Raw genomic sequence first — 15,100 nt, 5'->3', positions numbered from 1 at the left:
ATCGCTCTGTCCTGGGTGGCGAACCCGGACTCCTTCACCTGCTTCCCCGCCGCAGACCTGTACCGGATCTTGTACGGATGAGAACACTTCGACCACCGCGACCGCGGATGCTCACACTCCTTGAAAAACGACCCCATCCCACGAACCAAAGAACCTGTCGCCATAAGAGAAGCTAACTCCGTACAATATTGCAGATCATTGATTGCAGTACCGAGCGGAAAAATAGCCTCAGCTATTGACCCGCTGCTGCTTCACCCAGGCTTCGATTTCCGAAACCTCAAATCTTATCTTGGAATTTACACCTGGACCGAACCTGTAAATCGCAAGACCTGAATGCCTAGCATTCTTGTATAGCCATGAGGCGGATACGTTCAAATATTCAGCCGTTTCCTTGAGATCCATAAACCGCATCGCCGCAGCCCCTCTGAGTTCAGCTCCGTTGTTTTCGCTCACGCCCGCGTACACCAGTAATCTCTCGCTAGGGTCCTTAAACTGCACGGCCTCTGGGCGTCAGCATCAATACTCCACAGGATCACCGGTTTGGCTAACCGGCGATCATCGGCTATCTTCCGGCCGCCTTAAGTGCTCCTGCCGACGGATCGATGAGGTACTCAGCGCAGCCATCTCCGCATGGTCTGCTGTACGCGAGGCGGCGGCGACCTTGGACCTGCGCGACAGTCGCATGTTGAATCAGGGCGCCATCCCTGCCAAGGTTCACGCTGCCCCAATGGCTCACTGCCCCGACTACCCGTCAGAACAGAGGCTGGCCATACCGGATCCTCCACCAGTTCACCTCGCTTCCCCCGGCCATCCCCACCAGCAGATCGGCGGCTTGGAAATACAGGGCAAGCTGCACCCGCGCCTCATTTTTTCCTCGGCGTCTCGTTCTCGGTGCAATAGGCGCGTAGGAGACCAAGCGGCCAACACCTTCTCCAGCCGGACCTTTACTTCCACGCTCGACCGTTTCCTGAAAGAGACGATGGGGGAAGGCTCTTTCTCCGCAAGCGGGGAGCGGAGAAGCACCTGCAGATATTCCGGAACGGCAACCTCGCTGCGGCGGCTCGCTGGAAGAGCGCGATGTGCTCTGGTTTCGTCCATCTGGAAATAGACGCGGCGGGCGGGGCTGAGGCCGAGTGACTGGGCGGTGCACGGATACCCAATCCCTGAGGCCCGGCGGCGAGGCGTTCCGCTGGCCCACCGGTCGGCTGCACACCGCCACCGGCCCCGAGGGCAGCGCGCTGGCTTCCCTGGTGGCAGCCCTCGTCTGGGCCGCCATCCGTCGCCGGGCGCTGGCACGATGCGAAGAACCACGCCCACCAGGCCAACGCCGCCCGACAGGCCGTCCAGCACCTCCAGACAGCCACCCACCTGGCCCTCGCCCTGACGCTCACCGAACTCACGGCCCGGCCGCCCAGGGAGCAGGCCCGCCGCTTTCTGGTCGGCGACGTACGAGCAGCCGTCCCCGACCACGCCGAGTGCATCCTCACCGACCCGGCCTGGCCCGCGCTCGCGGCCGGCGCCGGCGCCGACGGCCACGGCCACCAACCCCTCAAGGAAGCCGCCGCCCAGCGCGAGCTGACCACCGCCCGCCAACCCGCCCGCGTGCTCATCACCCTCACCAGCACACCGGCCGAAACCCAGCACCCAACCGCCGAGCCGAAGCCGCCCGCCAACAGTCGACCATGGCAGGCTCGATCCCCACTCAGCAGACCGGAACCAGTCGGTTCCCCTCGGTGGCTCCATCGTCTACCGAACAGCAGCGCCGACAGCGCCGATAGACACCGTCAGAACCGCAGGGGTTGCGTTCCTCCGGGATCGGAGGAACGCACGACGCTTTCACGGATCACGCTATCGCTGGCGCGCAGGGCCGCCGTCAGTTCTCCTCGCAGCTCGTCCGGGAGGATCCCTGTGCCGAGGGCGCAGGCGTGCACCAGCGCGCGACAGTCCTGCACTTGCCGGTCCGTGGCGATCTCAGTGAACAGAGGGTGAGCCAAGTTCTCGCGGGCCGCGTAGCCGTCCTCGGCATCTGTCGTCCTGCGGTGGAGGTTCTCGACCATGCACTGCGCGGCAAGCGCCTCGACGGACCCGATCGCGTCGAGAACTGTGAGTCCAAGCCGGGTATCGAAGACGGTTATCCCAGGTTCGGTCTTCCGTCCGAGGTAGGCCGTCACCAGGTCCGCCAGGTGGCCGTCGATCGGCTGCCCGGCGTCGCGGCGGTATAGAACGGTCAGGCATGCCGTGACGGCTTGTTCCCATGGGGCGCCGGGCATCGTGTCGGCGAGGAGACCAGCAACCCCTGCCGTGTCGTTCGCTACGAGGGCGGCGATGGCGGCGACCTGCCGACCGTCGAGCATCCGCTTTCCGATGCCATGGTGGGCTTCGATGTGCGCCAGCGCCTCGGCCCACCGCCCCTCGGTGGTGAGGGTGCGCGTGCCGTCTGCGAGGAGGACGCGCCACAGCCACGCGCGAACCTCCTGTCGGTCTTCGCCGGTCGCAGTGAGGTCCGCAGGTACGGTGACGCCCTCGAACCGGGCGATTGCGCCCGTCTCGACGGCCTTGTACAGGTTGAGGAGTCGCTGACGGCCCTCATCGGCGTGGCCGGCGCGAATCTGGAGGCGGGCGAGGTTGACCACCGGCTCCAGCCCTCGGATCGCGCTCATGCCGGGCAGGGGGCAGGCGTGGAGGTAGGCGGCGGCGTGCTGGTGGCACATCTCGCGGGCGAGGTCGGGAAGGCCGAGGTCGGAGGCGATGAGCGCGGCCTGGTTGTAGACCGCCGATGCGAGCCCTTGATCGCTCTTCTTCACCGCCGTGTCAGCCAGTTCTACGAGGCCGCGTACGCGCTCACGCAGGGGCAGGCAGGCGGGTCGGAATCGGGCGACGAGCGGAAAGCGCTGGGCTATGGGTCCGTGCGGGTCCATGGGTCCCCCGGGGCGTAAGTGAGGACTGCGGAGCGACGGTGCCCGCCAGCCGTACGCCGACGAGCACCGTCCACTACACGTGGGGCGTCACTGCCAGTCGACGACGATGCGGTTCAGAGGAGTGTCGAGAGCGAAGAGGCCGGGGCGCTGCTCGATGGCCGGGGCGTCAAGGGACTGGATCTCGAACGTCGCCTCACGGTCGCGGTACTCGCGGTCCCAGGTCCGGATTGCGTCGGCGACCTTCGCAGCCAGCTCGTCGCTGCCGCGTCCGTGGCCGATGACGCCGAACTCCCAGAGCTTGCCGCCGTCGGGAGTCTTCTCCGTCGACAGACGCCGGGCGAGGTAGGTGACGGCGCCCTTGTCGACAGTCGCGGTCGAGGAGGGGTAGGGGTCCTCGGTGAGCAGAGTGCCCTTGGCGCCCTGGGGGAACAGCATGCGGATCAGGCCGGAGGGGAGGGAGCAGGTGAGGAACAGTTCCATCCACTCCGGCGACTCCATGGCGCGGACCATCATGCCGGTCCACTCCTCGGTCCGCGGCTGGCCCAGGACGCCGGCGAGGACCTCGGCGTCGATGCTCTGTCCAGCGGGGGCCTGCAGGCGTACGGTGCCGTCCGCGCTGAGCGGGATGGCGCGGCGGTCGTCGTCTGCGATGCCGCGACGGAGCGGCATGAAGGTGTTCATCTCGCTGCTGAGAGACACCCATCGGCCGTCGCGCAGCTCGTAGGCGATGGAGCGGGAGACAGTGCCCTTGAGACGCTGGGGGACGAGGAGCCGCCCGCCAGGCGCGAGCTGCTGCAGCCAAGCGTGCGGTACGCCATGCGCTCCGACGGTGGCGATGATCCGGTCGTACGGTGCTCCTTCGACGTAGCCGAGGGCTCCGTCGCGGGTCACAGCCTCGACGTTGGTGATACCGGCGGCGGCGAGGTGCGCTCGGGCGCCCTCCACGAGGTCGTCGTCGACATCGAGGGTGGTCACGTGTCCGCTCTCGCCGACCAGGTGGGCGAGCAGGCCGGCGTTGTAGCCGGTGCCGGCGCCGAGTTCGAGGATGCGCTCGCCGGGCTGGGCGTCGAGCTGGTCCAGCATGAGGGCGACAACGCCCGGCTGGGAGGCGCAGGAGATCGACGTGCCGTCGGTGTCGTACTTGATGTGCACCGGCGCGTTGGCGTAGGCGTCTTCGAGCGCGGCATCCGGCACGAACGCGTGGCGGGGCACGGTACGCAACGCGGTCTCAACGACTGTCGTGCGGGCGTGTCCGTCCGCGAGGAGCTGGTCGACCAGGGCGTTACGGAGGCGGCCGGCGTCCGCTGTGGGGGTGGTGAGCGTGTCGGCGTTCACCGCGCTGACGCTATCGGTGTCAGCCGCTGCCTCGCTGGGCGCGGTGTTGTCGCTCGTTCCCATGACTACCTCTCGTGCGATGTTGGACATAGCGCTCTGGTCACCCCGGAGGAGACCGGCGCGGTTGGAATGGAAGATCACGTGGTGGGCAAGGACGGCTCGCAGACCGCGAGTGAGGGCGCCATGATTGGCGAGGGAAGCCAGCGTGGCGCCCGCCTCCTCGAAGGCCGACACCCACCCGTCATGCCCAGCAAGTGGGCCACTCTGTCGGCACAGGCTGCGAGCGTCGATGGTCATCAGCTTGCGCATCGCAGGCGCCAGTTCGGCGGCCCGCTCGGAGAGCAGATGGCCAGTCACCGGCCGAAGCGCGGCGACCTTCACCCACACATCACCCTGCTCGAACCAGTCCAGGCCAGCCGCCCGCATCATCGCGCTCGCCAGCAGTACAGCGGTTTCACGGCGCCCAAGGTTCTCCGGGCCAGGCTGATGGCTGAGCAGGTGGCGGCTGTCTTGGTGGAACAGCTCGTGAGCGACATCCATGGCGTCGGTCCCGCCGAAGGCGTCGGTCTCGGGTTCGTAGATGCAGGGCAGCCATGACACGGCCGTGCCGTCGTCGACGAGATCACTCAGCAGCGCTTCGACGACGGGTGAGGGCTGGGCGGCGCGGTACCGCAGCGGCCAGGGCTGCTTTTTCATGAACCACCAGCCGGTGAGCTGTCCTTCCGCCTCAGCCGCGAGCAGGACGGGGGCGATGCGTTCGGCGATGGCGCGCTGAGCGCTCTCGCGGTCGGCGAAGGTGACGTTGTGTTGCTGCCAGCGGTCCGGGGGCATGCGGGGGTCCTTCGGTCGGTGGGGTCAGGCGATGAGCAGGCAGGCGTCCCAGGCGGATCGGGGCGGTGCGGCGGTGCCGGGCGCGAGGAGGGCCAGGGCAATACCGGCTGCGCCGTCGAGGAGGCCGAGGCCGCGCTCCTCGTCCTGCATCAGCGTCGTGGCGGCGTGTACGGGGTCGGTGTCCGGCGGGTGAACTGCGGCCAGAAGTGCCGGGATCATGGCGCGGAGCTGCCCGGCGGTCGAGGGGTGGGCGTCGGCGGCCGTACGGGCGGCGACGTGGGCGAGGCCGGCGAAGCCGTGGCATAGGGCTTTGTCCGTCGTGGCCTTGAGCTGAGCAGGATCAGTGAGGGCGGTCACGAGCACGTTCTCGGCGTCCAGCTGACGGTTGACGTCGCCGAGGGCGAGCGCGGCGAGTTGCTGGGCGCGGGCTAGGCCAGCAGTGCCGTAGCACCAGGACGGCCTCCGTGGTGCGGACGGGGCGAGGCGTCCGGTGTGCAGCTCATCCCGGGTGACCCAGTATGGCCAGGCCGGGCCTCGGCCGGTGTCCTCTTGCCAGCGGTCAAGCCATGCCAGGATCCGACCGAGTGCTTCGTCGTGGCCGTCGACGAAGGTGCCATGCCGGACGGCGAGTGCCAGCAGCGCGAGCACGCCGCCGATGCCATGCGCCATGCCGCTGTTGGCGTGCCCGCCTGGGAAGCGGTCGTCCGGGCGGCCCGAGGGCCCCGTGTCCGTCCACCAGCCCGGCAGTGCCTCTCCGTCGTTCATGATCGGTTGGGTGAGGCGTACGCAGTAGTCGAGGACGGCGAGCAGGGCGGAGGCGCTGGGGTTGCGGCGCAGGAGGTAGGCGCCGTAGCCAGTCAGGCCCCGGATGGTGTCGAACTCGCCGAGAGCTGGCAGGCATCCGGCGTCCATGCGGCGGTGAGCGGCGTCGAGGCGCCGGTTCACATCGACTGTCATCTGCCGGTCGAGAGTGTCAAGAGCGCACCGATAGGCGCCGGGCAGGTGATCGGCGGCACAGGCCAGGGCGTGCGCGAAGGCAGGCGCCCCGTAGAAGGGGTAGCTGTCGGATCCACTGGTGAGCGGTTCACGGGAGGCGGCGGTGAGCCATTCGTGGGCACGCTGCCACGGTCCGAGGCCAGCTGCGGCTCGCTCGATATGCAGCAGCGCGATGCCCGAAAAGCCATGGGCAAGGTGCTGTCGACGTGCCGCTGGGCCGAGGGGCGCGCTGTGGGGGTCGGCGAGCTGATCGGCGACGGCGTCGGCCAGATCCAGCGCGGCCTGTGCGGTCACGGTGTCCTCCCTGTGGTGCGAGCGGTCCAGGCCAGGGCGGCAGCACGGGCGAGGTAGAGGCAGACCTCTTCTTCGGGGAAGTTCACCGCGATGTGCCGTACGAAGTGGACGTGCAGCAGCGAGGTCAGGACGTCATCAAGGGCGATGCCCTGCGTGTGGGGGCCTGGTAGGTGCCGCCGGTACGCTGCTAGCGCCGCGTCGCGGTCGGCCCACGCCGACACGATGGCCGCTCCTCCGGGAGCGCTGCGCAGCGCCGCCCAGTCGTCGCCAGGGTCGGCGAGACGTACCGCATCAGTGAGCTGCGGTCGTGGTACGGACACCGGCGCTGTGGGCGGGATGTGGTCGATCAGCCAGCGCATCCCGGCTTGCGTGCTGCCGAGGAACGCGGAGGCGATAGCGACAGTGTGCGCGACCACCAGCGTGCGCTGGTGTGGGCGCCGTGGCTGGGAGAGCTGGGCCAGGGTGGCGCGCGAGTCTGCCCGGAACACTTCCTCGGCCGCGACCCATGCCGCTCCGGAGCCCCAGCGGCCCATCTCGCGATAGGAGGTGGGATAGCGCAGGTCCGCCAGCAGACCGGCTCCGCGCAGTTCGTCGGCCCACTCGCTCACCATTCGTGCCGTCTCGGCGAATGCGTCAGGGGCGGGGAGCGCGATGCGCAGCCGCAAGTGCTGCTCAGGGTCCCGGAAGCGGATGAACCACCACGGCGGGCCACTGAGCCGTACGAGGAGATCAGGCAAGTGGCGGGAGAGCAGCGTGTCCTGGCGGCGAGCGTCCCCGTACAGGGTGGCCAGTAGCACCGACGAGGTGGCCGGTGTGTGCCTCTGTGCCGGGGAAAAGGCACGGGCCGGGGTGGGAACGGGCAGAGGCGGCCACGTCGGCGGCCGGGTCGCCTTGAGCGGCACGACTACCTCGTGAGCGCGACCGTCGCACCAGCCGAACGCCTCCGGTTCCGCGGCCTCGACGATCACGGCCAGGCCCACTCGGTCGAGGTGCTGGCGCAGCAGCGTCCGGTGACCGGCCTCGTCGAGGTCGAAGTACAGACGCCGGTCGTCCTCCACGAGGTAGACCCGTCGAGGCAGTCGCCGCCGGGCCCGCCAGTCGGTGAGGGCGGAGTCCCATGCGGTACGAGGACATGCGCGGCCAGGCAGATCGGCCGCCTCCAACCGCCAACGTGCCGGGGCGAGCACCGTACGGCCGTACCGCACTCGCGGCAGGAACGGCATCGCCGCTGCGGCGCCCCAGTCGAACACGGTGACCTGCGCGCATTGAGCGCGGGGCAACTCGGTGAGGAATCGCACCAGCGGCGGAGTGTGCGTGTGCAGGTTCAGCGCGTGCATCCCGACGGCCTCGATGCGCAGGCCACGCTCGGGGGCGGCCAGGTACATGCGGCGGCCGTCGCACCCCACCGCCAGGTCCGCAGGGGTCAGGAGGTCGTCGGCGGGGGCTCGGTGTTCCTGGAGGCTGATCGCGATGGGCAGGACTCGCGGGGCGCGCGTGACGTGGGCGCTCTCGGCCAGGAGCGGCGGAAAGGAGAGCTGCGCGGGCACGGTGTTGCTGTCAGCGGTCGGAAGGTCAGCCAGCTCAGCGGCCATGGCCTCACGGCCTGCGGGGGTCAGGACGCTGAGGAACCGGCCGGTGGAGACGCCGGCGCCGCGAGACACGCTCACGACCTCCAACCGGAACCGCCCCCTCTGCAACTCGCCCACGCTGGCCGCATGGACTCGCACCCCCAGCTCCAGGTGCGGCGGCAACCGGGGTTCGTCGGGCCCTACGTCCAGGGCGTCGATCAACTCGTCGGTGAGGACCACCTCGTCGCTGCCGTCGAGCACAGCGGCCTGAGCCAGCCCTACGAGGGCGTCATCCCGAGCGGAGACGCGAGGTCGAAGGGCGCCGGGCGGAGTACCCGGGTAGCCCTCGGGGTAACCAGTGCCGCTGTCTGCGACGACTTCCTGGAGCGGCACCATCGTGCCGATGCCGTACCTCTCGTAGAACCGCTGGTGGTACGCGCCCCAAGCCGCGGTGCCGTACGGGCGGGCGCTGACTCGGGTCAGGATCAGGGCGGCGCGCTCGATCTCTCGGGCGACCGCGTCTGGCAGGACGAACTGCGCGTCCAGGCGCAGGTCGACCGCGACGGGGTGGCGGCGCAGGCCCGGCACGAGGGCCCTCATCCGCGCTGCGACGCTGTCCCGCCCACCGCGCGAAGTGAACCTTTTCAGACCGGTCCGGATCGCCTGCAATTCGCGCACGATCTCTGCGACCGGAGGGAGGGTGTCGGCGTCGGTCGCGTCGAGTTGGTCGAGCAGATACCCGAGGGCGTCGGTCTCGGTGCTCGGCGCGTGCAGGCTCGTGTTCAGCACACTCCGCTGGACCAGCTCCACCAGCAGTCGTCGCACCTTCTCCGGCCCGGCCTCGGGGAACTTTGCCTGGAGTTTGTCGGCGAGCGCACCGGCCCGAATCGGCGCCCGTGTCGCGGCGAGGACTGCGCGCACGGGCCCGGTCAAGGCCAGGGATGCCTCAACCGCGCGAGTCTGATCGTCTTGGGCGTCGGATTGAAACGGCACGATGAGCCGGTCGCCGCGGCTCGTCACGGTGTTGTTGACGACCACGGGCAGTCGTTCAAGGAGGTCGTGGCAGGACTCCAACTGCTCGATGACGGCTGCCAACCACTCTGCGCTTGCATGACCGACGGCCACGTGTTCCACACCCCAGCCGGCGCGTACCTGTGGACCGAAGTCGGCGGTGGTCACCCCGGCAAAGAGTCCGAACGGCGTCGCCCGATGCTGGGAGCGCAGCAGGTAGCGGGCCACGGACAGTGCCGTACGCCGGACGTCTCGCGTTGACGGCTCAGCGGCCGTGCCCACGGTCCGTACCTGCGCAGCAAGGACCGGGCTGGCGTGTTCCAGGGCTTCGGCGAGGTCGCCGTTCGCCCAGACCGCTCGCAACCAGGCGACACAGGTGGCGGAGCCGTTAGGAGAGCGATCGTCAAGGTCCGGAAGCGGAGGACACTGCAGTGTCGGCCGGGCAACGGCTCGTACGAGAGCGGTCGTGCCGGTTCGGAATGCCGCGAGCGGAGCAGCCACCACTACCTCCGTAGGTGAGGGACGGGCGGCTGGTGCCGCCACGCCACGAGGCGCGACGGCACCAGCCCGGAGAGACGTGGAGCCTCGGGTCAGGCGACGTTGGTGGTGCAGGCGCCGCAGGTGGTCCCGCAGTTGTCATCGGTCAGGTTGACCAGACCCGCCGGGTCGGCGACCTCGACGAGGGAGACGTCCAGGTCGAAGCCGTCCGACGCCCCCGGGGTCCGCTGGGGCGCGTAGGTGCTGCTCGGTACTACGGCTGTGCGTGTCACGCCAACTCCTCTTAGTTGTTGGGATGTTGTTGTGCGGTGGTGCCCCCCTTCGGCCGTACGCCACAACAGCACTGCATAGCCGAAGGCGGGAGTCTGATCAGACGGCAGCCGGCCGTCGCTCCATGAAGTAGGCGAACGCCTGAACCTTGAGGCGGTCGAGGTACGGGCTGCAGGAGTAGACCAGGGCGTGCTGCCCCTCCCACTGAAGCGGGCCGAGCCAGATCACCGGCACTCCAGTACGCCCGCACCCGAGCCAGCAGCCATCGGTGACCCAATGCTCGTCCACGCGGGGAGTCACGCCTCGGCTCCGGCCGGTGTCCCGGGGGTGGGCGACCGGCAGGTCGGCCCACAGACCCAGAGCCGAAACAGCAGGCCCCGATAACGCACATCACCCAACACCTCGCCGTTCGCCCCCAGGTACCGGGCGCAGCGTGCGCACTCCATGGCCATCTGCTGCCGGGGACGGAGGCGGGCGACGTCCGGGAGGGGCGGGGTCACCGCGGCCGAGGTGCTCACGCGTCGCCCCCGATGAGGAGTTCCGCCCAGACCTCTTTGCCCCAGGGACGCCTCTCCGGACCGTGCAGGTCATAGCCCCAGCGGTCGGCGATGCCGTCGATCAGGAGCAGACCACGGCCTGACTCGTCGTCCTCACTAGCCTGACCAAGGACCGGGAGGCGCGAAGGCGCCCGGTCCACGACCCCGACACGGACCCGTGTCGCGCTCGGCCGCCCGACGATCAGGCGGATCGAGTGGCATGGCGTGTGGCTGACGGCGTTCGCGATCAGCTCCGACATGATCAGCGCGGCGATGTCGGCGAGGTTGTCGAGGTGCCATACGCCAAGGGCGTCACGGACGAGCTTGCGGCCGATCTCGGCCGTGGACGGCTCGCATGGGAAGGACTGGCTGTAGGCGGGGTGCCCGGTGGGCGCGACCTGAACTGGTGTACTGAGACTCGTCATTGGGGTTGAGCCTTCGCGTTGTCTCGGCGCCCGGGTCACCCCGGAGAAGGCATCAGGGGGCGGGCCGGGCCGTCAACAGTCGCCCGCACCGGAGGGAGTGGCGGGCGACCAGTGACCAGACAACTCCCTTTCGCAGCACAGTGATTAGGGCGATCAGCCGTCCACCCGACGGAAAGACCTAGGGCGATTTGACCGTCCCTTTACCTGGTGGCGGAGAGGGCGTCAGCGCTACCGTGCGTGCATGGACACCACGCGCAACACCGTTCTTGAGGCGTGGATGGCCGAACACGGCTACAGCTCAAACAGCCTCGCCGACGCTGTGAACAGCGCCTTAGAGATGCTGACCGGGCGGCCCGGCGGCCTCGACGGCTCATCGGTTCGGGCATGGAAAGCAGGCCGGGTCACGTGGCCCAAGTCGGCTACCCGCAAGGCGCTCGAGGACGTCAGCGGCCTGCCCGCCGTCGCTCTAGGGTTCGTGCCACGGAGCCGGCCTTCGCCGACCCCAGCCTCACAGCAGCAGGAGGACCCCGACATGAAGCGCCGTAGCCTGGTTGGCAGCCTTGCGGCGGCTGCCGCCGTAGCCGCAGCCGCGCCCGGCACCGGAGCGCCCCGCCGAATCGGCATAAGCGATGTCGACCGCCTGAACAAGCGCTTCGCCGAGATCATCGCCAGCGACCACCGCCACGGCGGACAACTCCGCATCGAGCAGCGGGCCACCGCACTCACTGACGAGGCACTGAACCTCCAGAACGCAGGCAGCGCCACCCAGCGCGTACGCAGCAGCCTCTACGCCTCCGCGGCAGCGTTCCGCTCATCGGCGATGTGGGCCGCCATCGACGGCCGCCGCTACGACATTGCCAAGACGCACATGCGTGAGGCCCAGGCCCTCGCCGAGATGTCCGGCGACCAAGCCATCAAATTCCGCATCTGGAGCCACGCGGGCACCATGTACCGGCACATGGGCCGACCCGCCGACGCGGTCGCCGCCAACGACGTCGCCCGCAACCTGCACCTCACCCGCCGTGACCCACTTTTTGCGTCCCTGGGCTTGGCCCGGCAGGGCGCCATCAACGGCACGGGACAGGACCGCACCGGCACCCGCCGCGCGTTCGAGCAGGCGCAGGAGGCCATGCTGCGCGCCAACCCCGCCGACTACCGGCCGGTCTGGATGCTCGCCTTCTACGACCAGGCCGAGCTGGACTCCCTAGCCCTGTCCGCCTACTTGGCACTCGGCGACTACCCGACCGCCGAGTACCACGCCCACCGCTGCCTGTCAGCCCTGCGGCCCCATATGGTCCGGTCCCGGGCCATCGCCACTACCCGTCTCGCACACGCCCAGCTCGCGCAAGGCGCCGCCGACGCCGCCACGGCCACCGCGATGAAGGTCCCCGCCGACGCCGCTACCCAGCACGCCCGGGTAACGCGCATGCTGCAGGAGTTCGGGGCTGCGCTGCGGGCCATCGCTCCGGGTAGCTCCACCGTGCAGACCTGGACCGAGCACACCGCCTCCTGGAGGATGGCCGCATGACCACGGCGCCCGCCATCGAACTGCGCACGTACACCACCCTCGACACCGTCCGCGGCGATCTCCTCGACGTGTACGCCGATGTGCGCGCCCCGCTCCTCCACCTGCCGAACTACGCGGTCACCGCGTTCGGTGAACGCCTGGACCGGCACGGCACCGAGCCCGGATTCGCGGCTGTCCTCGCCTACGCGGACGGCCATCCGGTCGGCTACGCCTACGGCAACACTATTGAGCACGGCGACCGGTACTGGCAGCGCACGAGCCCGACGCCGGCCGAGAAGTACACCGAGCGCCCGGCCGTGGCCCTGAAGGAAATCGGCGTCCGGCCGACCTGGCGGAAGACGGGCACCGCCCACCGTATCCATGACGCCCTCCTCGCCACACGCGACGAGCCATTCGTCACGCTCATGGTCAACACGGCCGCCGGCGACGGAAAAGTCCACGCGCTCTACAAGTCGTGGGGATACGAGGACATCGGACAGAGCCAGCCGTCACCAGCGTCGCCAGTGCTCACCGTGATGATCCGCGCCATCAGCTGATCGATGCCTGCGGCGCCCCACCGTTTTCGAACGACGCAACCGCTCGAAGGGAACGGCCCACGACGACAGCCAGCCGACTCATCTATACAGATGAGTCGAGGCATGCAAGATGCTCCCGACGGCTTCGAAAGCGCGAAGTCGACGTTCTTGCCCGGTTGGGCGGTCAGTCCCCGCAGCCGGTGGAGGATCTCCTCGGCCAACTGGTCCACTGCCGTCTCCTGGCAAGCCCAGCAGCACCTCAGAGAACACGACGAGATCTGCTGGCGCCTGCCCGAACGCGGCGCGCCGAGCAGCGTCGCACCAGGAACGTGACCCGGCACCCGCCCGCTGCCCCGCACCGCTCCGGGCGGCGCACGGAGGGGAAGAGCCGCCGCACGGCTGCCGGTTCAGGCCCGGTCCGGCACTAGAAGGCCGTCGAAGAACGACTGCAGGAGGCGCGGGCTGAACTGGTCTACTGCCGTCCAGCTGGTTCCCGGCAGCGGACGGCTAAGCTGAGTGACGGCTGCCATGAGCTCCTCCAGGCACACGTCCGCGCGCACTTGTCCCGCCTGCTGCGCACGGGTCAGCAGCAGCTGAGCGGCGTGCACCAGGCGATTCTTCTGGCGCACCAGTTCCGGCCGTGCAGTGGCGAGTTCACCGGACAAGCAGCACAGGGAGGCAACCCGCTGACGGGCTGCGGTCTGCAGGAAAAGGCTGAGCGCGGCGAACAGGTCGTCCTCCCGGGCGGCGGCTTCCCCGGCCGCTTCAGCGCATGCCGTGGCGACCCTCTCGAGCACTTCCGCCAGGAGTGTGGCCCGCCCCGAGAAGTGCCGGTAAAGGGTGGCGTTGCCGACTCCTGCGCGGCGTGCGATCTCGTCCAGGGGTGCCTGCGGCCCCTGCTGCACGAACAGCTCCTGGGCTGCGTCCAGGATCCTGGTCCGGTTGCGTGCCGCGTCGGTCCGCAGCCCTGTGCAGCGTCGTCCTTCGGTGTCCGCGTCCGACCCGCAGGCCCGCATCGCTCGCCCCTTTCTCAGCGCTTGCGCGCCTCCAGCATTCCATTGTCTCCGCCGCAGGCCCGACTACCCCTCAGCGCCAGGGGTTTCAAGGACCAGGGCGGTCCGGATGCGCAGATGCGCGACAGGCTGGTCCCATGTGCCGCCCGCACGCGCGCAGGGGACGTGATGGACGCTGCGCGCACCGCCTCGAAATCATCCGCCCCCGCAGCTATCGCTGCGCGGTGGGCCCCACTGGATCCCGAACTGCTCACGGCACGGGAGGGGTTCATGGACTTCGACCTCCGAGCAGTTCCACAGCAGCCTGCCCGTCATGCGGATCAGCCCCATCCCCCTGTCACGCGGGACAGGAAGGGGGATGGCGGAACGTGTTGCAGCGCTACGACTCCAACCTGCGGCTCTAAAACCACAAGCCCGGCACGCTGCTGGACCTGGAGGAGGAACTCCACGCACGCACCGGCGGCTACACGGACACCCTCGACCAGCTCATCTGCCAGACCGCCCATGAAGCCATCGAAGACGGACGAAGCCCTCGACAACATGATCGTCGGCCGCAACGACTCCAACGAACACTGACACCACGCCGGTACCGAGCACCGTGAACCAGGAGCTCGTCGGCCCCGTCCTGAACACGCTGGCCCAGTGGCGGTGCCCCGGTATGCCGCGGCCAAGCCGACCGCCGTCGTAGATTCGCGAACGGACCGAGTACGCAGCGAGCTCGATAAACGGCCAAGTACGCGGGGCCGTTCCGTGCGGGCCGCAGCCGTGCCTTCGGCCGCATGTCATCGGGCCGATATGGCCTCCCCCGCTCGGACGGCTGGCAGCGCAGCTGTGCCCGGCGCGGCTTACCGGCCACGGTGAAGATGACAACGGGCTCTGCGCACCCGCTTTCAGCGTCTCATCCGGCGGAACTTGAGAGTTGCAGTCGCACCGGTGCAATGCGGCCAAGGCGGCATGCCCAGGCGGCGGCCTCCCAGCGGCCCGCATGGGGAGCGAAGATCACCGCGATGATGCTGTGGAAGCCCAGTTCCGGATCGTTGAGGAGTTGCCTGTAGGTGGCGGTGTCGCGAGCGCTGGGGATGGGGCGGCTGGTGGGGTGGGTGTGCCATTCGCCGACCCAGACGCTGCCATCGCTCGCGAATGCCTCGTCGGCCAGTGCCTGAGCGTGTGCCAGGTCGCGGAGGAAGTAGGTGGGGGTGCGCACGGCGGCAGGTCCGGGTGTCCCCGTACTCGTGTGAATGCACCACCAAGTACGGGGATATGTGCACCACTCAGGCCACGTCGGTGTCTCGCTCGATGGCCTGGAGCCGGTTCTTGAGCCGGTAGCTGTTGCCGTTGATGGGAACGACCTCGCAGTGGTGC

Annotated in this window: 13 protein-coding genes and 1 pseudogene; 3 read left to right on the top strand and 11 right to left on the bottom strand. The window is 68.9% G+C overall.

Translation table 11 applies throughout. The features are described 5' to 3' along the window. Positions 1–228: 228 nt before the first annotated feature. Entirely contained in the window at positions 229–453 is a 225-nt protein-coding gene (locus M8J73_RS43940; RefSeq protein WP_157873157.1) for a helix-turn-helix transcriptional regulator, read from the bottom strand. Between the two features lie 752 nt (positions 454–1,205). Between M8J73_RS43940 and M8J73_RS43935 the strand changes: the two are divergent. Beyond that, positions 1,206–1,778 (top strand): annotated as a pseudogene (locus M8J73_RS43935) (mobilization protein); the annotation flags it as partial. Between the two features lie 6 nt (positions 1,779–1,784). On the opposite strand, the gene M8J73_RS43930 reads toward M8J73_RS43935, so the two are convergent. The 7 genes from M8J73_RS43930 to M8J73_RS43905 form a co-directional block, all read right to left on the bottom strand. Beyond that, positions 1,785–2,918: a hypothetical protein gene (locus M8J73_RS43930; RefSeq protein WP_079054893.1), complete on the bottom strand. Its 1,134-nt coding sequence runs from the start codon at positions 2,916–2,918 to the stop codon at positions 1,785–1,787. An 87-nt stretch (positions 2,919–3,005) separates the two neighbouring features. Beyond that, the gene (gene fxlM, locus M8J73_RS43925; RefSeq protein WP_055539240.1) at positions 3,006–5,084 is read right to left on the bottom strand and encodes a methyltransferase, FxLD system; all 2,079 of its coding nucleotides are present in this window, start codon (positions 5,082–5,084) and stop codon (positions 3,006–3,008) included. Positions 5,085–5,108: 24 nt separating this feature from the next. After that, positions 5,109–6,374, bottom strand: a complete 1,266-nt coding sequence (locus M8J73_RS43920; RefSeq protein ID WP_055539241.1) for a lanthionine synthetase C family protein — start codon at positions 6,372–6,374, stop codon at positions 5,109–5,111. After that, a complete protein-coding gene (locus tag M8J73_RS43915; RefSeq protein WP_055539242.1) occupies positions 6,371–9,316 on the bottom strand; it encodes a lantibiotic dehydratase in 2,946 nt (981 codons plus the stop codon). The genes M8J73_RS43920 and M8J73_RS43915 overlap by 4 nt, the downstream gene beginning before the upstream one ends. Before the next feature lie 227 nt (positions 9,317–9,543). Continuing rightward, entirely contained in the window at positions 9,544–9,723 is a 180-nt protein-coding gene (locus tag M8J73_RS43910) for an FxLD family lanthipeptide (protein ID WP_055539243.1), read from the bottom strand. A gap of 97 nt (positions 9,724–9,820) precedes the next feature. Next, complete coding sequence (locus tag M8J73_RS45150) at positions 9,821–9,949, bottom strand: hypothetical protein (protein WP_276205955.1); 129 nt, start codon at positions 9,947–9,949, stop codon at positions 9,821–9,823. 286 nt (positions 9,950–10,235) lie between these two features. Then, a complete protein-coding gene (locus M8J73_RS43905; RefSeq protein ID WP_055539245.1) occupies positions 10,236–10,682 on the bottom strand; it encodes an ATP-binding protein in 447 nt (148 codons plus the stop codon). 241 nt (positions 10,683–10,923) lie between these two features. On the opposite strand from M8J73_RS43905, the gene M8J73_RS43900 reads away from it, so the two are divergent. Further along, positions 10,924–12,210, top strand: coding sequence for an NsdA family TPR-like regulatory protein (locus M8J73_RS43900; RefSeq protein WP_055539246.1), 1,287 nt, complete (start codon positions 10,924–10,926; stop codon positions 12,208–12,210). Next, on the top strand, positions 12,207–12,746 hold the full coding sequence (locus tag M8J73_RS43895; protein WP_206187857.1) for a GNAT family N-acetyltransferase: 540 nt from the start codon (positions 12,207–12,209) through the stop codon (positions 12,744–12,746). The genes M8J73_RS43900 and M8J73_RS43895 overlap by 4 nt, the downstream gene beginning before the upstream one ends. A 386-nt stretch (positions 12,747–13,132) precedes the next feature. Here the strand turns inward: M8J73_RS43895 and M8J73_RS43890 are convergent, their stop codons facing one another. The 3 genes from M8J73_RS43890 to M8J73_RS45400 form a co-directional block, all read right to left on the bottom strand. Further along, a complete protein-coding gene (locus tag M8J73_RS43890) occupies positions 13,133–13,741 on the bottom strand; it encodes a TetR/AcrR family transcriptional regulator (protein ID WP_055539248.1) in 609 nt (202 codons plus the stop codon). A gap of 895 nt (positions 13,742–14,636) precedes the next feature. After that, positions 14,637–14,942: a Mov34/MPN/PAD-1 family protein gene (locus M8J73_RS43885; protein WP_249829897.1), complete on the bottom strand. Its 306-nt coding sequence runs from the start codon at positions 14,940–14,942 to the stop codon at positions 14,637–14,639. Between the two features lie 67 nt (positions 14,943–15,009). Next, positions 15,010–15,100 (bottom strand): ATP-binding protein (locus tag M8J73_RS45400; protein ID WP_505016644.1); only part of this gene is annotated, 91 nt, incomplete at its 5' end.

Origin of the sequence: Streptomyces neyagawaensis (assembly GCF_023516595.1) — a bacterium.
Lineage (GTDB): Bacteria > Actinomycetota > Actinomycetes > Streptomycetales > Streptomycetaceae > Streptomyces > Streptomyces neyagawaensis.
The sequence above is the reverse complement of the archived record's forward strand: the minus strand, read 5'-3'. Positions and strand labels throughout refer to the sequence as shown.